Here is a 23,421-nt window from a genome sequence, read left to right as displayed (position 1 = left end):
TGCCGGGTGGTCACGACAGGCCGAGGGGTGCCTCCCAGAGTGCCTGCACCGCCGCGTCGTCGCCAGCGACCGAGAGGTCGGCCACCCGACGCCGGCCGTAGGCCGCCAGCACGAGCTCGGTCGCGTCGCCACGCACCGTCACGGTGCCGAGCTCGGTCGGACCCTTGACCGTGAGGACCTTGCCGTCGGTGCGTTCCAGCACGACCCCCACCGGGCTGCGGCGGAAGAACACCTTGCCCAGTCGCTTCAGGGTCTTCCAGAGCGCCTTCTGCTCGCGCAGGGGCACCTCGCGGCGTGGCCCCACCTGGCCGTCACCGCGCAGGACGTCCTCGTGGTGGATGAAGAACTCGAGGAAGTTGACGGCGTCGTCGACGGAGGAGAGCTGCGCGGGCGACCACGCCGGGGGCCCGGACCGGATCAGGTCGACCAGCTCCGGCCACGGCTTGCCCGCGTAGTCGGCCTGGCTCTCCTCGAGCCGCCCCGCGAGCGGGGGCAGCCAGATCCCGGGCGCGAGGTCCGGGCGCCGCTCCCGGATGACGAGGTGTGCCGCCAGGTCGGCGGTGGTCCAGGGGGAGCACAGGGTGGGGGCGTCCGGGCCGACCTGGTCGAAGGTGTCGCAGAGGGATTCGCGCTCGATCCGGGCAAGGTGGGTCATGACGTCATCATGCCTGCCCCGTGAGAGGGTTGGGTCTCCCACCCAGCAACGGAGGTCAGCAGTGTCGCTCGACGCGTCAGTAGGTTCGACGCCGTCGTTCAAGCGCAGCCTGCAGATCGTCTGGGTGGGGGTGCGGCGTCAGCCCCGGTGGTTCGCGTTCGCCGTGGCCGGGAGCGCGCTCTACGGAGTGATGACCGTGCTGACGGCCTGGGCCATCGGCAAGGTCACCCGCGAGGAGGTGCAGCCGGCCGTCGCCGCTGGGCACGCGACAGCGGCCCAGCTCTGGACCATCTTCGGGTGGATCGCGGGCGTGGTCGTGGTCAACGTCGTCGGGGTCGTGATCCGCCGGATCGCCGCGGGCTACACGATGTACAACGTCGCCGCCGGATTCCGGCGCGAGGTGACGCGGCAGTACCTCCGGCTCCCACTGTCCTGGCACCACCGGCACCCCTCGGGCCAGCTCCTCTCCAACGCCAACGCCGACGTCGAGGCGACCTGGAACGTCTTCGCCCCGCTGCCGATGGCCATCGGCGTCGTCATCATGCTGGTCGCCGGCATCGTCCAGATGGTGCTCGTCGACCCCGTGATGGCGATCATCGGGCTGACCGTCTTCCCGTTGCTGTTCCTCGCCAACATGGTGTTCCAGCGCGCCATGTCGCCGCGGGTGTCCCGCGCGCAGCAGCTGCGGGCCGAGGTGAGCGAGGTCGCGCACGAGAGCTTCGAGGCCGCGCTGATCGTGAAGTCGATGGGCCGCGAGCAGCAGGAGTCCGACCGGTTCGAGGAGGTCACCCGCCGGCTCCAGGCCGCCAACGTGGAGGTGGGGCGCACCCGCGGCACCTTCGACCCGGTCATCGAGGCGATCCCGACCCTGGGCACCCTCGCCGTCCTCGCCGTCGGAGCCCACCAGGTCGCGAACGGCGCCCTCGAACCGGCCGCCGTCGTCCAGGTCGCCTACCTCATCTCGGTGCTGGCCTTCCCGGTGCGGGCGCTCGGGTGGGTGCTCGGGGAGCTGCCGCGCACGGTGGTCGGCTGGGACCGGGTCGATGCGGTGCTGAAGGCGCGTGGCGAGCTCGAGTTCGGGTCGTCGCAACCCGAGCGCCGGGGGGCCTCGCACGCCCGGCTCGACCGGATCGACTACGCCTACGACATCGTCGACGAAGCCGGTGAGGAGTCGACCTTCCAGGCCATCCACGGGGTGTCCCTCGAGGTCGAGCCCGGCACCACCGTCGCGCTCGTCGGACCGACCGGGTCGGGCAAGACCACGCTCACGAACCTCACCCTGCGCCTGGTCGACCCGGACCGCGGTCACGTCACCCTCGACGGACTCGACCTGCGCCAGGTCGCTCGCGGCGGTGTGTCCTCGGTCGCAGCGCTCGTGCCGCAGCAGACCTTCATGTTCGACGACACGGTGGCCGGCAATGTCACCCTCGGTGGCGACTACTCCGACGAGCAGGTGTGGGCGGCGCTCGAGGTCGCGCAGGCGACCGGCTTCGTCCGCGAGCTGCCGCTCGGCATCGAGACCCGGGTGGGGGAGCGCGGCACCTCGCTGTCCGGTGGCCAGCGCCAGCGGATCGCGTTGGCCCGTGCGGTCATCCGCAAGCCCCAGCTGCTCGTGCTCGACGACGCCACCAGCGCTGTCGACCCGGCCGTGGAGCAGGCGATCCTCGCGGGGCTGCGGGCCTCCAGCGCCGGCACCTCGGTCCTGGTCGTCGCCTACCGGATGTCGACCATCACGCTGGCCGACCAGATCGTCTACGTCGAAGGGGGTCGTGTCGTCGACCACGGCACGCACGCGGAGCTGGAGCGTCGCTGCACCGGCTACCAGCGGCTCGTCACGGCCTATGCCCGGGAGGCGGCCGAGCGAGCCGCCCTCGCGGCGGACGAGGAGGTGGACGCGTGAGCACCTCCATCGACGCCACGTCGTCCCTGGGCACGGTCGCGACGCTCAAGCGCGGTCTCGACCTCTCGCCGGAGCTGCGCCGCGGCCTCTGGGTCACCCTCGGCCTGGCCGCCGTCACGACGGTCGGGCGCATCGTGGTGCCGTTCGTGGTCCAGCAGACGACCGACCACGGACTGCTCGGCAAGGACGGGCCCGACCCCGGCCTGGTGACCCGCTACGTGCTCCTCGCCCTGATCGCCGTGGCGATCACCGCTGCGAGTGCGTATGCCGTCAACGTGCGACTCTTCCGGTCGTCCGAGGCCGGGCTGGCGTCGTTGCGGCTCAAGGCGTTCCGACACATCCACGACCTGTCGATGCTGACCCAGAACACCGAGCGGCGGGGCTCCATGGTCAGCCGGGTCACCTCCGACGTCGACACGATCAGCCAGTTCGTCCAGTTCGGCGGCATCATCCTCGTGCTGAGCCTCGGACAGATCGCCGTGGCCACGGGGTTGATGCTCTTCTACAGCCCGCTCCTCACCGGGGTGGTCTGGCTCTGCTTCGTGCCGCTGCTGTTCGTCATCCGCCGCTTCCAGAAGATCGTCGGACGCGCCTACACGGTCGTCCGCGAGCGGGTCGGCGACCTGCTGGCTGCCGTTTCGGAGTCCGTCGTCGGCGCCGCCACGATCCGCGCCTACGGCGTGGAGGACCGCACCGCCACCCGCATCGACGCAGCCATCGAGGCCCACCAGGCCGCCTCCATCCGCGCGCAGGTGCGCTCGGTGGTGGCGTTCTCGTCCGGCCAGCTGGTCGCGGGACTGACCCTCGCGGTCGTCCTCGTCGTGGGCACGGTGCAGGCGGCCGGTGGGCACCTCACGCTGGGCAAGCTGCTCGCGTTCCTCTTCCTGGTCAACCTGTTCACCCAGCCGGTGCAGCAGGCGACCGAGATCCTCAACGAGCTCCAGAACGCCGTGGCCGGCTGGCGTCGGGTGATCGGCGTCATCGACACCCCGGCCGACGTGGCCGACCCCGGTGACGCAGGGCAGGTGCTGCCGCGAGGCCCGATCACGGTGGACTTCGACGCGGTGTCGTTCGCCTACCCCGGTGGTGACACCGTGCTGCACGACGTCGACCTGTCGATCGCGCCGCGGTCACGGGTGGCGATCGTGGGCGAGACCGGGTCGGGCAAGTCCACCCTCGCCAAGCTGCTCACGCGGCTGATGGACCCGACCGAGGGCACCGTGCGCATCGACGGGGTCGACCTGCGCGACGTGCGCTTCTCCTCGCTACGCGAGCGGGTCGTGCTGGTGCCCCAGGAGGGCTTCCTCTTCGACGCGACCCTGCGCGAGAACGTCCGGTTCGGCCGGCCGGGGGCCACCGACGAGGACGTGCGGCTGGCCATCACCGAGCTCGGCCTCGACGCCTGGCTGGACGGGCTCCCGCAGGGTCTCGCGACCGAGGTGGGCCAACGCGGCGAGTCGCTGTCAGCGGGGGAGCGGCAGCTCGTGGCACTGGCCCGTGCCTACCTCGCCGACCCCGACCTGCTCGTCCTCGACGAGGCGACCTCCGCGGTGGACCCGTCGACCGAGGTCCGCCTCCAGCGGGCGCTCGAGGGCCTGACGCGGGGACGCACCTCCATCGCTATCGCGCACCGACTCTCGACGGCCGAGGCCGCCGACGAGGTGGTCGTCGTGGACCGGGGTCGCATCGTCGAGCGTGGTCCGCACCGCGACCTCGTCCGCCAGGACGGTGTGTATGCCGCCTTGCACGCCTCCTGGGCCGCCCAGCAACGCGGCTGACCCGCCTTACCGCCGCGAGCCGGACACAAAGACCGGCCCACGAGGGCACCGGCTTCGTTGTGGTGTTTGCCATGGCCGAAGCGCCCAGGGGATTTGGGATGATCGTGCCCAAGGCACTGGACCGCTACGCGTCGAACGCCGCAACAAACTTCTTGTGCAGCGAAATCAATGCCTTCCTACCGTCCACTGCGAGTCGGCGACCAGGCCTTGCCAACAAGGCATACGCGATCTCGACCTTGCTGGGAATCTGCAGTTTGTTCCGTTTCGCCCAATCGGCAAAAGCCTTCGAAATTGGCGTCTCGGGCGGCACGTCCGCGACAGCGAATCTCTTCACATGCCCCATCTTCTCAAGGAAGTCGTTGACGACAGAGATGTAGTCGTCACGGTGAATGAGGTCCTCACTGGCGTGCCCGTTGGGCAGCCGGAAGATGCGCCGCGCGTCAACCCCCACCTCCTTTAGGGCGGACTCGTGGTGCGTACCGCCGGCATCGCCGTCCGTCAGATATACGACCCTCGCCGCGACCTCTTCGACGCGAATGCCGGAGCCATGCGCATTGGCCAGCCCGGGTGCCACTTGATAGTCGAGATCGCTCTCACCGGTAGCCTGACGAATCAGGGTGGGCAGAAGGACCATGTCCGCTGCCCCCTCCGCGAGCACAGCGTTTCGGCACACCGAGAAGGCAGCCGCTCCGGCGCCCATAGCAAACAGTAGGGGTGAGAAACCTGGGCCCTCGCCTTCCCAGAAGTTGTTTTTAATGACGCTCGCGTCCGCGTGGCCAGCCTCGCGGGCGATGACACGAATTCCGGTGCCGAGATCACTTGGCAGGCAGCCAGGCGAGTGCGTCGTATAAAATACTTGAGTGGTATCTACGCTCTTGAGTAAAACGCTAACGAGGTCGGCTTGGGCATCATAGTGAAGGTGGGTCTCAGCCTCGTCGATTAGCAGTACCGGCGGCACTGCATAGTCGCCGGACTCGAGGAACGCCACAAGTGCGACGAAGGTCTTCAGCCCGTCGGACCGTTCACTGATGTTTGTGACGTCGCCGTCGCCACTCAACTCCTTGATGAGCACCTCGAGTCGACTGCCGTTCACGTTGAAGCGAACTGTCACTTTGCTCTGATTCCAAGCTTGGTCGAAGATCTCGCGAAGGCGATCGTTGCCGCGTTCGAGCAGGGTCTCCCGCCTTGTTGAGTCGCTGCTTTGGACGTAGTTCCACATTTCGTCAGGGTCAATGCCGGCAAGTGTCAGAAGTCGGAGCACGGCCGGGTGGATGGCTGCGCGATGGTCGGGACCGATCTCGTATGAAGTCTCCAGCAGCCGATCGGCCTCCTGGAAGAGAACGAAATCTGGCTCGCGCCTCGCGAGGGCCATCCAGACCGACTCAGTCGGGTGGTCCTCTGTCACGAGTCCGCGAACCTCTTCTAGGACTGCAGCGAGTTTTGAGTCGCGTGGCGTCTTGCGCCCAGGCGGGATCGTTTCGAGCCAGTCTGTAAGTTGTACGAGGGCATCGCCATCCTCGGTCGACCACTCAGCATCCGGCCGCGTCAGGGCATCGGCCACGGTAGCTGCCCATTGACTCGGATCATCACCTTCATCGTCTGCTGCCTCGTCAAATTGGCGAGCGAGACGCTCAACAGCTCTAGCGAGACGGTCGCTGGCATCTCTGAATGGCTTCGCCGGCCTGGTTGGGCTGGGCCGTAAGCTCCTGATGCGGTTGCCGTCGAATTTCTTGTGAAGAACGAGGGTCTTCGGAGCGTTATCCATGGGAATGCTTGCGAGGGTGGCCAGATCTGACTCGTCGAGCTCGAAGAACACCTTCACCACAGGTGTCTGCTCGTCGCTTGGGGGGCGGCTCCGATTGAAATCGACGGGATCGAGTTCGCCGCCGTTCGTGAACCAAGCTAGGGCCTTGAGCAGTGAGGTTTTACCCGCCTCGTTGAAGCCGACGAATGCTGTCAGCGACCCGTCTACATTGGTTCCGGTGCGCGCCAGCCGCCGGAAACCCTCAAATTCGACTCGGCTGACCCGCATGTTTCCCCCTCTGTCGCGACCCGCACACCCTAACGTCGATGATGGTGCCAGTTTGGGAAGTCTCCCAGCCAACCTCGAAGCAGGATGTGGTCGCAACCTCCTCTGTTGGCTCCGTTGACTTGCGAGCCAAGCGTTCTCGGCGCCATGAGAGGGCGAAGTTGAGGAACTAGCCGCTGCACGCCGGCACTGTTCGCCTTAGCTCGAAGAGGCGAAGTAGCGCTTTCAGCGCTGAGACAGCATCTCCCACCGCGACGGTTACGCGAAGCAGATTTCCCTCGGTCCGGATGGTTACGGTGTCGTCCCCATGGTCGGCCATTTCTGTCACCGTGCTCATGGTCAGGCCCGCCCAGAGGCGGCCGTGCGTCATGCCAGAGGCGATCTTCCACATAAGAAGAAGCTGCCTCGCCGTGGCGGCATCCACCTCGCTCAGCGCTTGCTCGATCCTGAGGCGTGGGATGGGTCCATAGATGCCGGCCTGGGCCGCGACCCGCTCGATCGCTGCCTTGCCTCGATCGTGGCGACGCTTCGCCTCTGCGAGAACTTGCGGTCCACCCAGTTCGTGCATGCTCAGTCGCTCCGCGGCCTTGTATTCGTCAAAGAAGTCCTGGCTCATGAGAGTTAGGCAGCGGCGCACTCGTTCAATGCGATCGCTCGGCAGCAGTATCCAGTGCCCCAGCATGGCCGCCTCAAGGGCACCGCGGACAAGGGTGTAGTCGGCATACACACTCACGACTCCTTGGGAAGGCTGGGAAGCGGCGGGCTCCCCACCGAGTAGGCGTCGGATAGCGGTGAGATGGTCACTCGCCACGTGAATCAGGCGCTGCACCTGATGCCCCACCTGCAGCGGGGACGTCAGATCGTCATCTAGAGCAATTGAAGAGCCAGGCTCAACGGGCCATAGGCGGTGTGCACTTTCCTGCTGAGCCTGCATCGCGTCTATGAATGCAAACCAGGATTGAAGCATCGTGTGAGCCTCTGCGGTGAGGTCGGGCTCGGCCATATCCCTGACGATAGGGGCTCGGTGCGACAGTGAAGGCGGCTGAGATGCGGGCACTATCCTCTGAGCGGGAGGCGGTCCAAGCAGGAGTGTCTCTCGAAGTCCTAACCAGAACTGATCTAGGGCTCGGCGTTGAGTTCGTCAAGGAGTCGCCAGGCATGCCTCGCGGTCATCAGGCTTACATGGAAGGACTCTGCGACAGCCCGCTCGTCGAGGTGGACGTCGAATGAGTGCAGCCGGCCCACCCCCATGGGTTCTGAGGATCCTGCACGCCTGCGGGCCAAGGCGCTCCAGGGAAGTGAGTGCGTGTCGCCGCTCATCATGCGCCATTGAGCCTCCGCCTGATCAACCCAGTGATCCGCCGTCAGTGGTTGACCGGCCACGGACTCCAGCTGCAGAGCTGAATCCGCCACCGACTTCGCCGCCAGGCGGATTACGTCGGTGTCGCCACGTCCCCCGGTGCCCGGGAGAGTGGCGGCGACCATCCGCGCTCCAAGCTCACGAATCTTGAGGTGGCCCAGAACGATGGCGGCTGGTCGGGTGATGATCTGTTCAGCCTTGTTGGCCACCGCAAGGTACGTCTGGTAGTTCGCATTGAACTGCTGCCCCACGTAGAGAGCCCGTGCCTGTCTGATCTCTCCTTCTGGCGGTGCAAGGATCCACACGGCGTGGCTGGCTGACAGGAATGCGGTTCGCAGCAGTGTGTACGGCGCCAGAGGATGCATTTCTTTCACAACGGCGAGGGCGGCCAGCAGGTGCTCTGCCGAGGACCCGAGTTTGGCCAAAGCGGTGGCTAATGGTGCCGACGACTCCCAGGTTTCATCGTCGCGCGCCAAGGCGCTTCCGGGTGTCGCGACGCCGAAGGAACGGATGCGCTCCTGCCATGCACGAATCTCCGGCTCGGCGTCGAACATCTCTGTCAGTAGGTCGTCGGCCACTGCCGCATGCTAGGGGGATACGCCCAGCACTTCGGCTTCACGACCGTGGACAATATTCTCAGCGCATCGGTAGGTCGCCAGCTAATGGTCTTAGCTGTGAGGTTGATCGCCAGAGGCTTCAATCTGCGCACTGCGTTCGATGGGAGGATTCGCCCTTGCGTTCGACGGGCACCGTGGGACTCGGTCTCAAGGGCGGCGATCGGCCGATGTTCGAGCTGGGCGCGACCGGGGAACGAAGCTCCGAACGCGCCCAATTGCCGCGATCGGTGCGTCTTTCCGCCGCGTGTGGCCAAGACAGCAGCAGTCTCGTTCTCGCGATCAAAACCCCTAGCCTGCCGATATGGGTGACGCTGAGTGGAGCATGGCATTACAGGAACTGGCTGACGCTTCCGAGCGCTTGGCGATACTTGCTCGGTGCCTAGGCGTCGGTCCGGAACTTGCTCGGTGGCGAAATGGCGAAGAGCTTGGTGGGGGGCTGGCGGCTGACGGGCTGGACCCAGCGCGTGGCGAACTGGAGCGCCTCGTGGCAGGCGGTGCGAAGTCGCTGCTCGAGCTGGTTGACGGGATTACACGGGGCCTGCCGATACCGCTGGAGTGACCAACGAGCGCGCCCCGAGCCTTTAGCCCGAGTCTTTCCGCCGCGAGCCGGGCGGCGGTCGGATGTTCACTCACATGCCGACATTCGGCCGGTCGCGACAATCCACCATTCCGCCACGACCCTTCGCGTTACCGTCGCGAGGCGTCTGCTCAGGCTCGCTCCGGCCAGGGCCACTCGACCGTCATCGACCTTCCGACGCTGACGCCACGCCAGGTGCCGGACAGGGAGTTCAGGCGCTCGAATGCTCGATCGAGCTCGGTGTCGCTGAGGTCGGTCCGGGGAGGGTCCTGGTGCACATAGTGACTCCCAGGCATGAGGCCGCTGTGCCGCAGCCAGCGCGGGTAGACCTGGGCAGCGAGGGCCTCAGATCGCCCCATCTCGGTTCCAGTGGACCTGTTGCGCCGCTCGACCTGCCGAGCCCAGGCCTTCGTGCGTAGCTCCTGGGTTGGAACGAAAGTCCCAGCGTTGCCGCCCGCAGCGAGCTGGCCGAAGATCCCGTCCCGCAGGCCAAACTCCTCCTCAGCCACCCAGTGCACGAGGTCATGGGGAATCAAGTCGGAGTAGCCGGGTGCCGGGTCCATGCGCAGGTCACCATGCTGGCTGCGGAGCACGGCTACGGCATACCGACGCTGCCCCGTGCGCTCGAACCTCACCTGCATGCCGCCAACGTAGCCGCCCTCGTCGTTTGTCTCGACCGCTTATCGCGCCCCTCAACACAAGCCGCCCGTGGACGGTCGCGCCCGTGATTCACTCTCGTGCCGCCATCCGAAAGATGCGTCTCACCGCTGCGCGGCGGACAGGTCGAACCTCCCAGCACAGGGGGCGGGTGCACGATGGCGGGGTGGAACTCTTGGCCGACGTTCATGGCGCCCGCGACTGCGCAGGTCGTGCGAAGGCTCTGCGGCGACGCCGATGAGGGGTCGGCAGGCCAACCTGCTCCTCCTTGTCGTGGTCCCGCTGTCGGCCGCGACGGGGTTCCTGATGTTCGTGCTGGGCAGTGGGCCGGTGTGGCCGGTGGCGATCCTCCACGGTGTGGTGGCCCTCTTGGTGGTCGTCCTGGTGCCGTGGAAGTCGATGGTCGTGCGCAGAGCACTCCATCGCTCGATGGGGCCCCGGCATGAGCGACGAGCCGGGGTGTGCACGTCAGCCCTGCTGGGTTTCACCGTGGTCCTGGCCTTGCTCACGGGAGTCGTCCACGTCGTCGGCCTGCTGTTCGACGAGGCGCCGCTCACCACAATGCAGCTGCACGTGGGCGGCGGCGTCCTTGCCGTGGTCCTCACGGTGGCGCACGCCCGACAACGCCGAGTTCGTCCACGCCGCGCCGACCTGTCGCGCCGCTCGTTCGTCCGCCTGGCCGGCCTCGCCTCCGTCGCGACCGTGCTGACGGCGGGCGTCCAGGCGTCCGGCGCCCTGAAGGCCCGACGCGGCATACGACGAGCGACCGGGTCGTTCCAGCTCACTGACTCCGCGGTCGCCGCGATCCCAGCCACCTCGTGGTTCTTCGACCAGGCGCCGGAGCTGGAACCGTCGTCCTGGCGGTTGACCGTGACGACCGGCGGCTCGTCGCGGGACTGGTCACTGGCCGAGCTCGACCAGTGGCGGGACCGGCAGGTGGCCGTCCTGGACTGCACGGGTGGGTGGTGGACCGAGCAGGAGTGGGTCGGCGTCCGACTGAGCCGGCTGCTGCCACCCGGCAGCACCGGAACCGTCGAGGTGACGAGCGCGACGGGATACTCCCGGCGACTGCCGCTGACCGACCAGCTGTTGCTGGCCACCGCGGTCGGAGGCACCGGGATCTTCCGAGCGCACGGGGCGCCTGCCCGTCTGGTCGTCCCCGGTCGACGCGGGTACCACTGGGTCAAGTGGGTCGTGCGGATCAGCCATGACGAGCGCCCCTGGTGGGTCCAGCCACCCCTGCCGTTGCGGTGAGCGAGCGTGGATACTGCAGCATGGTCGAGCAACCGCGTCGCGTGCACTTCTTCCACGGCATGCTGCTGAGCGCCGACGACCTCGAGGTCGAGCAGCAGTACCACCAGCAGATGCGCCATCTCCACAACCGCCTGCACGGCTTCGGGGTCGTCTCCGGTCTGGAGGTCACCGTCGGCCGGGGGACCGTCCGCGTCGAACCGGGCCTGGCGATCGACCCGTGCGGCCGCGAGATCGTCGTGACCCAACCGCTGACGCTTCGCTTGGAGCGCAGGCGACACCGGGACCCAGCCGAACCATGGCTGCGAGACCTCGTCATCACCTGGCAGGAGCTCCCGGAGGCGCCGGTCGTGGTCTCCTCACCCCACTCCCACGACACGACGGAGCACACCCGGTGGGTGGAGCAACCGGCGCTGTCGCTGACGGCAGCGGGGGAGGAGGCCCCCGAATCGCTCCTCCTGGCGCGGTTGTCGCGCACCACGCGTGGGTCGGTCCGGGTGGACGCCACCGCGCGCCGGTCATACGGGCCCCCAGACACCGGCAGTGCGCCGGGCGCCACCGGATCCTGAGCAGGGCTCAGGGGTATGGCGCGTGGGCGCCATGGGATGGGACCCTCAGCCATGGGGACACGACCGAACCTTCAGTGCACAGTCCGGGGCCACCGCTGGGACGTGGTGAGCGACGACAACGGCCTGCACGAACGCTGCCGGCGGTGCGGCAGACGCAGGGGCCCGGCCCGCACCGACGAGGCCGAGGTGATGATCCGCGGCATGCGCAACGGCGGCGGCGGCGGTGGCGTTGGCGTCTGAGCGGGTGCCTGACCGGGTGCCTGACAGGGACCGTCTCCACGAGCTGGTGGGGCGCGCTCGCACGGACCTGAGGGCCTGGACCGACTCCGGCGACGCAGACCCGGGCGTGGCCCTGGTGGAGCTGTTCGCCTACGTCGGGGACCTGTTGGCCTCCTACTCCGACCGCGTCGCGGACGAGGCCTACCTCGGTGGGCGGGGTCGCTACACGTCGGTGGTTCAGCAGCAGGGCCGGGTCGGCCTCGACACCGACTGGGACGAGGGCGCGAGTCGCCGACTGTGCGGTGTCCACCGGGCCGTGGTGGTCGACGACGTCGACCCCCTGCTGCAGCGACGGCTGCTCCTCCGCATCCCGGACGTGAGCGGCGACGCGACCGTGTGGGCCGCCGCCTGCCTCCCCGTCGACGACGCGACGGACCTGCCGGCGATCGGTGCCGGGGTCTGGGTCGCCTTCGAGGCCGGCAACGCGGCATACCCCGTCTGGCTGGGCCAGCGGGCCGGATGACGGGCATGACGAGACCGTTCCGGTTCGGGCTGGTGACGCCCGTGCTCACCGACCCGGCCACCTGGCGCGACCGCGTCCACCGGATCGCCGACCTCGGCTACTCGACCGTGCTCATGCCCGACACCCCGCTCTGGCAGCCGGCACCCGCCCCGACGCTGGCGGTCGCCGCCGCGCTCGAGACCGACCTGCGCGTGGGGACGTGGGTCAGCGCCGTGCCCTTCCGTCCGGCCTGGGCGCTGGCGTGGGAGGCGCACTCGCTGACCGTGCTCACCGACGGCCGGTTCGAGCTCGGACTCGGCACCGGACGCCCCGGGATCGAGGGCGAGCTGCAGGGCTACGGCATGCCGGTGCCGACCGCCGGCGAGCGGATCGGGCTGATGCGCGACACAGTCACCCAGCTGCGCGAGCTCGACGGTGCGGACCACCACACGCCGGTGGTCATGGCGGTGCGTGGGCCCAAGGCCGTGGCCCTCGCCGACGAGGCTGCTGACATCGTCACCTTCGCGTCGAGAGGCACAGACACGCGAGAGGACCTGGCGCGGCTGGCCCGAACGTTCCGCGATCGCGACGTCGAGCTCGGCCTGCACGTGTCCGTCGTCGGCGACGGCATCGCAGCGTTCATGGCGTCGGCGGCCGAGACCGACCCGGCCGCGATGCGCGCAGCCGACTCACTCGCCCAGCTGCCCGACGACCCCGGGGCCGCGATCGAGGAGCTGCACCGCAGGAGGGACGAACTGGGCTTCTCCTACATCGTGACCGGCGCCGACTTCGCAGAGACGATGGCGCCGGTGGTGGCAGCGCTGTCCGGGCGCTAGCACCGCACACTGGACCCATGCCGACCCTCGTCGCGGTCGTCGCTCACCCGGACGACGACGCCTACGGGATCGCCGGCACCGTCGCTCTGCACGCCGACGAGCCGGGCTTCCGGTTCGTCCTCGTCCACGCGACCGAGGGGGAGGGGGGCGACATCCGGCCCGGCTTCGACGCGACCCCGGAGACCCTCGGTCGGATCCGGCGGGCCGAGGACGAGGCCGCCTGGCGCGCGGTGGGACGGGTCCCCGACCGGCACGAGTGGCTGGGCCTCCCCGACGGTGGGGTGGCCGACGTGCCGTTCGATGACCTCGTCGACCGCCTTTGGGCCGTGCTGGACGAGGAGCAGCCCGACCTGGTCTTCACGTTCGGGCCGGACGGCATCTTCGGGCACCCCGACCACGTCGCCGTCGGCGCGGCCACGGACGCCGCGTTCGCGCGCGGGGTGGCGCAGGCCGAGGCGCGGGGCGGCCCCCGGACGGCGTTCCGTCGGCTCGTGCACGGCGCCATCCCCGAGTCGGTCTTCCAGCGCTGGAACGCCCAGCGCCAGGCGATGGGACTCACCGTCTTCGACCCGACGCAGACCTACCAGATGCGTGGCGTCCCGGACGAGCAGATCGGGATCGAGGTGGACCTGCGTCCGGTCGCCCGCGCGGTCGTCGCCGGGTTGCGGGAACACCGCAGCCAGCACCACGTCTTCATCGACGACCCCGACGACATCCCGCGCTGGGAGCGGATCATGTCGGGCGAGTGGCACGTCGTCGCCTGGCCGGCCGAGCGCCGGGAGACGCGGTTGCGCGACATGCTCGAAGGACTCGGAGAGGATCAGCCCCACGCGCGCTGAGCGGGCGGTGCGTGCGGGCCGTGCGTGCGGGCCGGTAGGGGAGGACCGGCTTGCTACGGTTCCCTCGGTCAGTGCCGACCGGCATACGAGGGGGAGACGATGCAGCAGGAGCACGATCCGGACGCTCGCACGGCAGCCCGGCCGCGGCCCGCGCGGACCGGGCTGAGGGTGCCCACACCCGGTGACCGCACGAGGCTGGTGCTGGCCAGCGCGCTCATGCTCTTCGTCGAGCTGGCCCTGATCCGCTGGACCTCGTCCAACAACCTCTACCTCGTGCACATGACGAACTTCGTCCTGCTCGCGAGCTTCCTCGGCATCGGCCTGGGTTTCCTGAGGGCCAGGGCGAGCAGGGACCTCTTCCCGCTGGGGCCGATCCTGCTGGTGACGTTGGTGGGCTTCGTCCTGGCGTTCCCGGTGCGCACCGGCACGGGTCGCGGTGGCCGCTGGCAGCTGGTGGGCCTGCTCGACCTGGCGCCGTTGCCGCGGTGGCTGAGCCTCTCAATCATCTTCGCGCTGGCCGTGGGCACGTTGATGGCCCTCGCCCAGGAGGTGGCCCGGACCTTCACCCGGTTCGAGGCGCTGGAGGCCTACCGGCTCGACGTGATGGGCAGCCTGACCGGCATCGCCGCCTTCGCGGCGCTGTCGTTCCTGCGACTGCCGCCGCTCGGGTGGGGACTCGTGGGAGCGGCCGTGTTCGTCGTGCTCCTCGGGCGCCGGCTGCGGCTGCTGCGACGGGGACCGGCCATCGCGCTCGGCGCCCTGGTCCTGTTGCTCGGCGCCGAGTCGGTCGCCGGCTCGTTCCAGTGGTCGCCCTACTACAAGATCCACACGACGCAGCTGTCGGGCGGGTTGTTCCGGGTCGAGGTCAACAACACCCCGCTCCAGACCGCCCTCCCGGTGGCGAACCTCCGGCGGGACTCGCCCTTCTACCTCTACCCCTACACCTACGCCGGCTCCCGTGACGACGTGCTGGTGATCGGCGCCGGCACCGGCAACGACGTGGCGGTGGCCCTGGCACAAGGTGCCAAGCGGGTCGACGCGGTCGAGATCGACCCGGCGATCATGCAGCTCGGACGCGACCACCACCCCGACCGTCCCTACTCCGACCCGCGCGTCACCACGCACGTCGACGACGGCAGGGCGTTCATGGAGCGCACCGACCGGCACTACGACCTCATCCTGCTGGCGCTGCCCGACTCGGCGACGATCGTCACCGGGCAGTCCGCCCTGCGGCTGGAGAACTACCTGTTCACCACGCAGGCCCTCACGCAGGCGCGCTCCCTGCTCAAGCCGGACGGCACGTTCGCGATGTACAACTACTACGAGCCGTGGCTGCTCGACCGCTACGCCAACACCGTGCGCACGGTCTACGCCGCCTCGCCCTGTGTGCAGCTCGGACCCAGCTACGGACCGCGCCAACAGGCCGTGCTCACCCTGCGCAAGGACGCGAGCACCGGTGGTTGCACCACGACCTGGACGCCACGGACCGCGGCGCTCGAACCCTCGGTCGACGACCGCCCGTTCCCCTACCTCGGCACGCGCACCATCCCGTCGTTCTACCTCTGGATGCTCGGACTGGTCCTGTTGGCATCGCTCGCCGCCGTGCGCACGGTCGCCGGACCGCTGACGACGATGCGTCCCTACGTCGACCTCTTCTTCATGGGCGCGGCCTTCCTGCTGCTGGAGACCAAGAACGTCGTGCAGTTCGCGCTGCTCTTCGGCACGACGTGGGCCGTCAACGCCGCCGTGTTCGCGGGCGTCCTGCTCAGCGTCCTCGCGGCCATCGAGGTGGCCCGACGAGTCACCATCCGCCGCCCGATCCTCTTGTATGCCGGGCTGCTCGCAGCGCTCGCGGCCGCCTGGCTGATCCCGCAGGACGCGCTGCTCGACCTGTCACTGGTGCCGCGCTTCCTGGCCGGTGTGACGATCGCCTTCCTGCCGATCTTCGTCGCCAACCTGCTGTTCGCGGTGCGGTTCAAGGGGGCCGGTTCGAGCACGGTTGCCTTCGGGGCGAACCTGCTCGGCGCCATGGTCGGGGGAGCGCTGGAGTACCTCGCGCTGATCTTCGGCTTCGACGCCCTTCTCATCGTGGTCGCACTGCTCTACGGGTTGGCGCTCCTGACCGGACGCAAGCACCTCGTCACCAGCCGCGCCTGAGTCTCGCCGGCAAGGCAGCCCCACGAGCCACTCAGTCCTGCGTATTTCCGCCGATTGGAGGGCGGTAGGCGTTCATGGGCTTCACCCAACCTTCGCTGCTGATCGACGACCTAGGCGGGCAAGTCACCGCTCTGTCCGACGACGAGTCCACAGGGGACACTGGGCCTCATGAGTCCAGCAGTCGCATTGGCGCTGAGCGCAGTTTCGCAAGCCAAGTCGCTCGTCGCGCTCGCGCAGGCACTGGGCTGGGTTCGATCCTCCACCGCTCGGTCATTGGAAGCGATTGATGGACAACTGAGGCTCGCGCTGGAAGCGCCGTTGCATGAAGGTTTGGACAGAATCGAGCTCGCTGCCAGGTTGGACAACGCGACACGTCAGCAGGAACTGCTGACCGAGGCACAATCCAAGCTTCACGACGTGGCCGCGCGCCCGGGGATGCCCGCCACCGTAGTCGCCCTTGCATGCGTAACCTGTGCCTCGCTCGCCCAGATTCGGAACAACCCAGAGGAAGCGCGCATTTGGGTGGCTCGAGCCCTGGATGCGTACGACCGGTGTCTCCAAGAGGCACATCGCGACGCCAGCAAGGCGGCCTTGATGAACGTCGGAGAGACGGTTTCAGGCGCCCCGGCGCCGTTCCCGAGGGCGATCGCGTCTCGCGTCAAGCGAAGGGTAGGCATCCTGCGTGAAAGCATGAGGGAATCCAGCGAGAGCGTTCGGTCTCTGACCATCCGGATCAATGAGATCAACGCGGAGGTATCCGAGGCACACGCATTCGCCGCGGATCTGGGCGTGGCCCTCGACGGACGCTGTCGCGAGGTGACCCTACGCACCTTCAAGGCTTTGATCGTCCTCGTCAAGCTGAATCGTGTACACCCAGCCGCGGCCAGTTGAGCGCCCGAGGCAGTGAGGCGGTCAGGCAGCGGCCGCGGTTCGAGCGGTGCGCGTCCTTTCGCCGCGTGGCGGCGCTGTCGGTTCGTGGCGGCGCTGTCGGTCTCCCGCACCGATGTGGGCGTTGCTCATCAGATGTGCGATTGGCGTGCTTCAGGAGGGCTCTACCGGCCGTCGCGCCCTCAACGCTGTTCGTTGCGATGCAGGCATCGCCGGGCCGCTTACCGACGTCCGTGGCCGCGCAGGCCGCTGTCGGAGGCAGAACCAGGCACCAAGCAGGATCAACACTGTTCCAATGACCGATGGCATCGACAGCGCCTCACCGCGGATGGCGAAGCCGGCCGCGAGTGCGACGACAGGAGCTGCATAGGTGATCAGACTTGCGCCGTGCGCACCGGCGTTCTTGATGAGAGCGAAGAACGCCGCAAACCCTCCAGCCGTGCACGCAGCACCGAGAAAGACGACTGCCGTAACGCCACCCGTTGTCCAGCGGGGAGACCCCTCGATGGGCAGCGCAACCAGCATGGTCAGCGGGGTTGCCACGATCAGCATCGCCGCAGACACGGACAGACTTGGGAGGTCGGCGAACCAGCGATCAATCAGGACTGCTCCGAGCGCGTAGCAGCCGGCCGCCGCGATGAGCAGCCATGCGCCGATGCCGCCGCCAGGTGTCCCCATGAGAAGGAGCACCCCGCTGAAGCCGAGGACGGATCCGGGGATGATCCGTGCCCACGAATGATGGACCCCCGACCCCAGGAGGACCGACCAGATCAGCACGAAGAACGGCTCCAGGGAAATCAGAACACCCGCCGTGCCTGACGTGACGCTTCGCTCGGCAACAGCGATGAACGTGAAGGGAACCACGACTTCCACGAGCGCCAGGAGCGCCGTCTTCCCGGGTGCTTGCCGGAGGACGTCCAAAGCCCTCGTCCGGACCACAGCGACAAGCACCAGGGTGCCAACGAGGACGCGCCCCGCCACGACGGTCAACGGTCCCAGCCCCGCGTCAAGTGCTTCTGCGATCAGGAGGTACGGGACACCCCACAGGATCGAGACGACGCAGAACAGCGCCAGTGTTCGCACGTTCACCGATTGCTTCCTCGTGCTGTCATGTCGATAAACATAGGGCGAGCAAACCGTGCAGATCTACGCACGCCGCGTCAACCTGGCCCGCCCATCTCAACCATTTGAACGCCCGTGGCTGTCTATGGTGAGCGAATGCATAACCTCGACGATTGGGACTGGAAGCTGCTGGGTTTGCTCCAGAACGATGCCCGGCTCGGGTACCGCGAACTGGCCAGGCAGTCGGGACTCTCGGCCGCCACCGTCGCCAGCCGGGTGCGACGGATGGAGAACACCGGCGTGATCGCCGGCTACCACGCCAAGGTGGACCCGCGCGCAGCTGGCTACGGCGTCACTGCGTTCATCGTCGTCGACACCAACGGTAGGCGTGAATCATTCCGGGTCGCAGAACTTGCAGCCGAGACCCCAGCAGTACTGGAAGACCACAGGGTCACCGGCTCTGACGATCACGTCCTCAAGGTCGCAGTCGCAGACCTCGCCGACCTCGAGCCGCTGATCGACAAGCTCAACGAATTCGGCAGATCCGCGACGACCATCGTCCTCAGTTCACCCAAACCGTGGGGCCCGCTGGACAAGCCGTAGAACGCCCGCTCGTGCCAGCGCTCCGGAAGGTGCGTCTAACCCGCCGCGAGTTCCCGCGTCTGCATGGAGGCTCGGACATTCGTCCGGCATCATGCTTGGCATGTCTCTTACCCCGTCGCCTCAACACGAGGTGGACGCCCGCCGGCGGCTGGCGTTCGCCGTTGTCGAAACCCTGACCGCGGCGGGCTTGCCGGGTCATGTCGGAACCGCGGACCGGTTGCATGTCCCGGGAGCTGAGGTTGAGGTTGACCCGTTCGACGATGGCGGAGGAGGAGTATTCGTTCACTGGGTCGCTAGTCAGGAGCTCGCTGATCGTGGCATTGCTGCCCTGGAGTCTGGCGAGTTCGATCACCCCGCTATTCAGCTTAAGGGAGCTATCGCTGGGGCCATGGCCGAAGCAATGTCCACTCTCCTTACAGCCAGCGGGTTTCGTATCGAAGTTTCCGACGACGATTATCGCCCGTTCGCGCTGGAAGTGTTTGCCGCGTCGGACTGATGCTCGGAGGTGGCGATGGCGGAGTGCGTCTATCCGCCGCGAACAGCGTGGTCAGGCAGGCCCTGGTTGCCCAAGTCCGGGCGTTCTCAGCGCGGGCCGTGCAGAGTGTGTACATGGCGATTAGCAGGGCAGACAGGCGCGGTGACCGAGAAGGTCGGGCGCGGGCAGAGTTTGGTCCCCATGCAGCAGCGGTTCTCGACGTGCTCGAACTGACCGAGTTTGCCTGGCACGACTGCTACGGCGAAGTCACCCCGCCGGACGCGGTAATCGAGGACATCTTCGTGGTTGCGAGAGGAAGCGTGACAGGGTTTGTCCGAGCCGCTCGCCTGGCCGTCGAGGACTTTAGGGATCTTCGGCTGGCGGCAAACTCCGTGCGCAGCTGAGGCACGTCGTGCCGCTGTCATGGCCTTGCGTCTTTGCGCCGCAAGTCACCATCCCCTCACGGTCCGGTATTTTGGCTGCTTGTAGCCTGCCGCGGCGAGCGCTCCAGCGGGGCTCTCAATCCCCCGGGAAGCGGCCATCCGACGGCCCGACGCCTGAGTCGCGAACCATGGCTGCGCCCGGGGGATGACGCTGTAGTGTCGACACCTTTGGTCGTTTTCCGGTGATTTTCGTGCCGGGATGAAAGCATGCACGCATGGTCGAACAAGCAGTTGCAGGGTGGTATCCCGACGGGCAGGGAAACGAGCGCTACTGGGACGGGTCGTCATGGACCGAGCAGTTTCGTCCGCCCGCTGACGCCCCCCTCCTCGGGTCAGGTCCGAGCCTGCAGTCGGACGGCGCCTTCTCCAAGTTCGGCGCGGTGATCAAGAAGAAGGCAACGGACCTGAAGGCAGCGAAAGAGGAGCTGCGCCGGCAGCACGCTCTGGACGCTGCGGCTGCTGGTGCCCTTGTCACAAGTGGTGTCTTCGGCAGCTCGACGGTCGAGATTTACGACGGAGGTTACGTGCGCGTCGCGTCCTGGCCTGCAGGGGCGGCGGTGTCTACACCCGCGCAGATCACGAAAGACACTCCATATGAGAAGTTGCGTTCCATCAAATTCACGCGTCCGTCTCAGGACACGGCACCCGGCTCCAACTCGGCGCTTGAGGGAGCAGTAGGTCCCGCGGTAGCAAGCCTCATTAAGGGCGGCAAAGGCCTCATGAAGGCGAGTGCGCCCGGCCTTGCTGTCGCGGGGATCGCACACATAGCCGGCGCGGAGGGGCGCAAGGCATACCTCACCGTCGTCACTGACAGGCAGATCCACACGCTCACTAATCAGACAGGCAAGAATCCCATCAACTCGATCAAACGGGCTCATGGCGACGTTGGCCTCGCTCTGGAGGACGCAGGCAACGTTGTGCTCGCAGGTAGCAGGGTGCCGGCTCAGGAGGCTGCCTCCGCGTCCGGTGGCCCGTCACCGTCCGACATGGGTGCGCTTGGCGCGGCCCAGGCTGGACCAACTCTTGCGGAACGAATGCGCGAGTTGGCCGGCCTCCACGCAGACGGGATCCTGTCCGACGCAGAATTCTCCTCCGCGAAGGCGAAGTTGCTCGACAGCCTCTGACACAAGCCAAGACGCGGGAATCCGGGTCCCTTCGCGTCTTTCCGCCGCCTGATGGCGCGGGTCCATGGCGAGTGCGGGGCGAGATTCTCGGGTCGTCCTCGAGTGGGCGGACGGCCGCGGCCCACAGCGTCGTGAGGTCAGGGTGCGGGCACCCGAAGGTCCTCCTGCGACCCACTGACACCGAGGACGCGTCCGTCACACCTCTCCATCGGCACAGTCACAGTTGGAGTGGTGCCAGTCCGCCGCATCAGCTTGCCCCTTCGACCACGCCCATCGGGCAGGGGAGCGGCTGCCGAGCGGCGTTCCCGTGCATGATCGGGCGGGCCCGAGGCGCAGGGCGTGTAACGGTGCGGTGGTTCCTGCGCGGTCCGTCACCCTTCGTTTCCTCGCCGCCCCCACTGACGCGGGCTACGCCGGCGACGTGTCCGGGGGGCGGGTGCTGGAGTGGATCGACAAGGCCGGGTACGCGGCAGCGGTCGGGTGGGGCGGCACTTACGGCGTCACGGCCTACGTGGGGAACGTCCGCTTCACCACGCCCGTGGCCGTAGGGCATCTGGTCGAGGCGACGGCAAGCCTGGTGCACACCGGGCGCAGCAGCATGCACATCCTCGTCTCCGTCAGCGCGGGTGACCCGCGTCGGGGCGCGCTCGAGCCGGCGACGGAATGCCTCATGGTGTTCGTCGCCATCGACGCCGAACGCCACTCCGTGGCGGTGCCCGTCTGGGAGCCTCTCGATGACCTCGACCGTGAGCGGCAGGCAAGCGCCATACGACGAATTGCGTTGCGCGCCAGGATCGAGGAGGCGATGGCCGCCCAGGACTACTCCGATACAGGCACCGCCCCACGCATCACCCTGCGGTTTCTTGCGGCACCCACAGACGTCAACTGGGGCGGCAACGTGCACGGCGGGATCGTGATGCGATGGATCGACGAGGCTGCCCACATCTTGGCAACGCAGTGGACCAGGAACCCCGACAACGTGGCGGTGTTCGTGGGAGGCGTCCGCTTCTATCGCCCGCTGCACATCGGCCATCTGGTCGAGGTCGAGGCGCGCCTGCTGCACACCGGCGCCAGGAGCATGCACATCAGCGTGCACGTCCGCTCCGGCGACCCAGCGACCGGAATCCTCGAGCAGACCACTCACTGTCTGATCGTCTTCGTAGCCCGCGACGAGCATGGGCGGGCGAGCCTGGTGCCCACCTGGCGACCGTCGGTGCCGGAGGACAAGGCCCTCGAGGACCACGCCCTGGAGCTCATCGCCCTGCGCTCGGAGATCACCCGGCCCTGACCGCTGCGGCGGTATCACCGAACCAGCCGGCTCCTCCTTACCTTCGGCGGTCCAGGTGCTGCCCCGAAGAGTGGAGGAAACCCATGGCCCGCAACGCCAAGCAGGAGATCTCGTCATCAGCGGCACGGCAGATCCAGGCTCGTGCCCATCAGCATGGCCTCGAGCTCGACTACGCGACGACGATCTCCGAGTCCGCGTACCTCTCGCCGGTCATCGCGAGCTTCTTCTCCGGACTGCTGGCTCGCCAACGGTCGCCCTGGCTCGTCATCGTGATCCGGTTCAAGGACGACCCGCCCATCCTTGCCGTGAAGACGGGGCCGCACGGCCCCAAGGTCGACCTGCTCGCGCACCACCGGCGGCTGTTCACCAAGGCAGGGACCGGCACCATGAACATGGTCGACTACTTCCTGGACAACAGCCACGGCAAGATCGACGTGTCCGACTCCGAGGTCGTCGGGGTCTACACGATCCCCTTCAAGCGGGCTGACTACATCGGCAACGTGGGGCCGCAGCCGGCGAAGATCAACCGGAGTGGAGTGCTCGACGCCGGCCGGGCTGCAGCAGCGGCCCACAAGATCGACCTCACCGCATACTCCGGCGTCGTCGTCTGTGGCTACACCCCGCTCGATCTCTGCGGGTGGGTCGGCGGCATGGCTGCCCTGTGCGACCTCAACTCGTTGTCCCCGGACCTGCTCGGGCAGGAGATGGGTCACGGATACGGTTCCGACCACTCCGGACTCGACGGGTCCACGGCCGAGTACGGCGATCCGTGGGACACCATGAGCACCTGGAGCCCGTTCAGTGCCTCGAACTCCGACTACTCGCGGATCGGGCCGGGACTCAACGCGGTGAACATGCGGCTGCGCGGCTGGCTCAACGAGGACCGTGTCCTCGTGGTCCCGCGTACCGACACAGTCACCCGCGACGTCGTGCTCGGACCCCTCCACGACCATGGTCTGAGCGCCGCGGCGCTCGATATCGCCGGGTTCCTGGTCGAGTTCCGGATGAACGACCGCTGGGATGCCGGCATCCCGCGCCCCTGTGTCCTGGTCCACCGCGTGCAGGGAAACCGGTCCTACCTGATGTCCGGCAAGGGCGGCGAGAACGACCTCGTGGCCGGCAGTGTCTTCGAGAGGCTGTCGCTGCTCGGCACCAGCGTCACCGTGACCGTCAACTCCATCGACGAGAAGGCCAGGCGTGCGACGCTGCGGGTCGAGCAGACGGTGCACCGCATCCACATCCCGCAGGAGGCAGTCCAGGAGTGGCCGCCGCGCATCGGTGACCCGGGACCTCTCGAGCGCCTGAGTGCCGACCCCCGCATCTCGAGGCTGCGCGAGCGGTTCGAGCGCTACGCCACCGCCCTCGAGGTCGCCGACCACTTCGGGACTCCTGACCTCGCGCTGAGGTCACTCGCGGAGATCGCCGAGGAGATCGGGCGCCAGACGGCCCGGGTCGAGGTCACGACGTTCCACGAGGGGTACTCGTTCCACGACGGGTTCGCCCCAGGACCGGACCACGTCCGCGAGCCGAACCAAGACCACGAGCACGACCACCAGGACCACGTCCACCACGAGCGAGACCAGCAGCAGTAG

General features: G+C 67.7%; 21 protein-coding genes. 15 read left to right on the top strand and 6 right to left on the bottom strand.

Translation table 11 applies throughout. The annotated features are described in order from the left end of the window. Positions 1-10: 10 nt before the first annotated feature. A complete protein-coding gene (locus tag BLQ34_RS06195; RefSeq protein ID WP_091782947.1) occupies positions 11-655 on the bottom strand; it encodes a TIGR03085 family metal-binding protein in 645 nt (214 codons plus the stop codon). Positions 656-716: 61 nt separating this feature from the next. Between BLQ34_RS06195 and BLQ34_RS06190 the strand changes: the two genes are divergently transcribed. Together BLQ34_RS06190 and BLQ34_RS06185 are read left to right on the top strand one after the other, a co-directional pair. Next, positions 717-2,555, top strand: a complete 1,839-nt coding sequence (locus BLQ34_RS06190) for an ABC transporter ATP-binding protein (protein ID WP_231961473.1) — start codon at positions 717-719, stop codon at positions 2,553-2,555. After that, the gene (locus BLQ34_RS06185) at positions 2,552-4,333 is read left to right on the top strand and encodes an ABC transporter ATP-binding protein (RefSeq protein WP_157692921.1); all 1,782 of its coding nucleotides are present in this window, start codon (positions 2,552-2,554) and stop codon (positions 4,331-4,333) included. Before BLQ34_RS06190 ends, BLQ34_RS06185 begins: the two co-directional genes overlap by 4 nt. Positions 4,334-4,457: 124 nt before the next feature. Here the strand turns inward: BLQ34_RS06185 and BLQ34_RS06180 are convergent, their stop codons facing one another. The 4 genes from BLQ34_RS06180 to BLQ34_RS06165 form a co-directional block, all read right to left on the bottom strand. Continuing rightward, positions 4,458-6,365, bottom strand: a complete 1,908-nt coding sequence (locus BLQ34_RS06180) for an AAA family ATPase (RefSeq protein ID WP_091782942.1) — start codon at positions 6,363-6,365, stop codon at positions 4,458-4,460. A 166-nt stretch (positions 6,366-6,531) separates the two neighbouring features. Next, entirely contained in the window at positions 6,532-7,365 is an 834-nt protein-coding gene (locus BLQ34_RS06175; protein ID WP_091782939.1) for a hypothetical protein, read from the bottom strand. 116 nt (positions 7,366-7,481) lie between these two features. Then, entirely contained in the window at positions 7,482-8,300 is an 819-nt protein-coding gene (locus BLQ34_RS06170) for a hypothetical protein (RefSeq protein ID WP_091782936.1), read from the bottom strand. A 747-nt stretch (positions 8,301-9,047) separates the two neighbouring features. Continuing rightward, positions 9,048-9,557, bottom strand: a complete 510-nt coding sequence (locus tag BLQ34_RS06165) for a hypothetical protein (protein WP_091782933.1) — start codon at positions 9,555-9,557, stop codon at positions 9,048-9,050. A gap of 253 nt (positions 9,558-9,810) precedes the next feature. Here BLQ34_RS06165 and BLQ34_RS06160 point away from each other — a divergent pair, with 253 nt between their 5' ends. The 7 genes from BLQ34_RS06160 to BLQ34_RS06130 all read left to right on the top strand — a co-directional run bounded on the left by BLQ34_RS06160 (position 9,811) and on the right by BLQ34_RS06130 (position 16,837). Continuing rightward, the gene (locus BLQ34_RS06160) at positions 9,811-10,827 is read left to right on the top strand and encodes a molybdopterin-dependent oxidoreductase (RefSeq protein ID WP_091782930.1); all 1,017 of its coding nucleotides are present in this window, start codon (positions 9,811-9,813) and stop codon (positions 10,825-10,827) included. A gap of 20 nt (positions 10,828-10,847) precedes the next feature. Then, the gene (locus tag BLQ34_RS06155; protein ID WP_091782928.1) at positions 10,848-11,393 is read left to right on the top strand and encodes a hypothetical protein; all 546 of its coding nucleotides are present in this window, start codon (positions 10,848-10,850) and stop codon (positions 11,391-11,393) included. A 256-nt stretch (positions 11,394-11,649) separates the two neighbouring features. Further along, positions 11,650-12,135 carry a phage baseplate assembly protein V gene (locus BLQ34_RS06150; RefSeq protein ID WP_157692920.1) on the top strand — a complete coding sequence of 162 codons (486 nt, stop codon included), beginning with the start codon at positions 11,650-11,652 and terminating at the stop codon, positions 12,133-12,135. Positions 12,136-12,140: 5 nt separating this feature from the next. After that, a complete protein-coding gene (locus tag BLQ34_RS06145) occupies positions 12,141-12,950 on the top strand; it encodes an LLM class flavin-dependent oxidoreductase (protein ID WP_091782922.1) in 810 nt (269 codons plus the stop codon). A gap of 17 nt (positions 12,951-12,967) precedes the next feature. Beyond that, a complete protein-coding gene (locus tag BLQ34_RS06140) occupies positions 12,968-13,789 on the top strand; it encodes a PIG-L deacetylase family protein (protein WP_091782919.1) in 822 nt (273 codons plus the stop codon). Between the two features lie 99 nt (positions 13,790-13,888). Further along, positions 13,889-15,946: a spermidine synthase gene (locus BLQ34_RS06135; RefSeq protein ID WP_091782916.1), complete on the top strand. Its 2,058-nt coding sequence runs from the start codon at positions 13,889-13,891 to the stop codon at positions 15,944-15,946. 168 nt (positions 15,947-16,114) lie between these two features. Beyond that, on the top strand, positions 16,115-16,837 hold the full coding sequence (locus BLQ34_RS06130) for a hypothetical protein (RefSeq protein WP_157692919.1): 723 nt from the start codon (positions 16,115-16,117) through the stop codon (positions 16,835-16,837). Between the two features lie 150 nt (positions 16,838-16,987). On the opposite strand, the gene BLQ34_RS06125 is transcribed toward BLQ34_RS06130, so the two are convergent. Further along, complete coding sequence (locus BLQ34_RS06125) at positions 16,988-17,923, bottom strand: DMT family transporter (protein ID WP_091782911.1); 936 nt, start codon at positions 17,921-17,923, stop codon at positions 16,988-16,990. 129 nt (positions 17,924-18,052) lie between these two features. Between BLQ34_RS06125 and BLQ34_RS06120 the strand changes: the two genes are divergently transcribed. From BLQ34_RS06120 to BLQ34_RS06095, 6 genes are all read left to right on the top strand, one after another. Further along, positions 18,053-18,499, top strand: coding sequence for an Lrp/AsnC family transcriptional regulator (locus BLQ34_RS06120; RefSeq protein WP_091782908.1), 447 nt, complete (start codon positions 18,053-18,055; stop codon positions 18,497-18,499). Positions 18,500-18,599: 100 nt separating this feature from the next. Then, the gene (locus BLQ34_RS06115; RefSeq protein WP_157692918.1) at positions 18,600-18,995 is read left to right on the top strand and encodes a hypothetical protein; all 396 of its coding nucleotides are present in this window, start codon (positions 18,600-18,602) and stop codon (positions 18,993-18,995) included. Between the two features lie 200 nt (positions 18,996-19,195). Next, positions 19,196-19,378 (top strand): hypothetical protein, encoded by a 183-nt coding sequence (locus tag BLQ34_RS06110; protein WP_091782902.1) that lies wholly within the window; start codon positions 19,196-19,198, stop codon positions 19,376-19,378. Positions 19,379-19,632: 254 nt separating this feature from the next. Then, positions 19,633-20,541, top strand: coding sequence for a DUF2510 domain-containing protein (locus BLQ34_RS19225; protein ID WP_091782899.1), 909 nt, complete (start codon positions 19,633-19,635; stop codon positions 20,539-20,541). A 307-nt stretch (positions 20,542-20,848) separates the two neighbouring features. Beyond that, positions 20,849-21,829, top strand: coding sequence for an acyl-CoA thioesterase (locus BLQ34_RS06100; RefSeq protein WP_456238428.1), 981 nt, complete (start codon positions 20,849-20,851; stop codon positions 21,827-21,829). An 83-nt stretch (positions 21,830-21,912) separates the two neighbouring features. Further along, the gene (locus BLQ34_RS06095; RefSeq protein ID WP_091782893.1) at positions 21,913-23,421 is read left to right on the top strand and encodes a hypothetical protein; all 1,509 of its coding nucleotides are present in this window, start codon (positions 21,913-21,915) and stop codon (positions 23,419-23,421) included.

Origin of the sequence: Pedococcus dokdonensis, assembly GCF_900104525.1 — a bacterium.
Taxonomy (GTDB): domain Bacteria; phylum Actinomycetota; class Actinomycetes; order Actinomycetales; family Dermatophilaceae; genus Pedococcus; species Pedococcus dokdonensis.
This window is presented reverse-complemented; position numbering and strand designations above follow the sequence as displayed.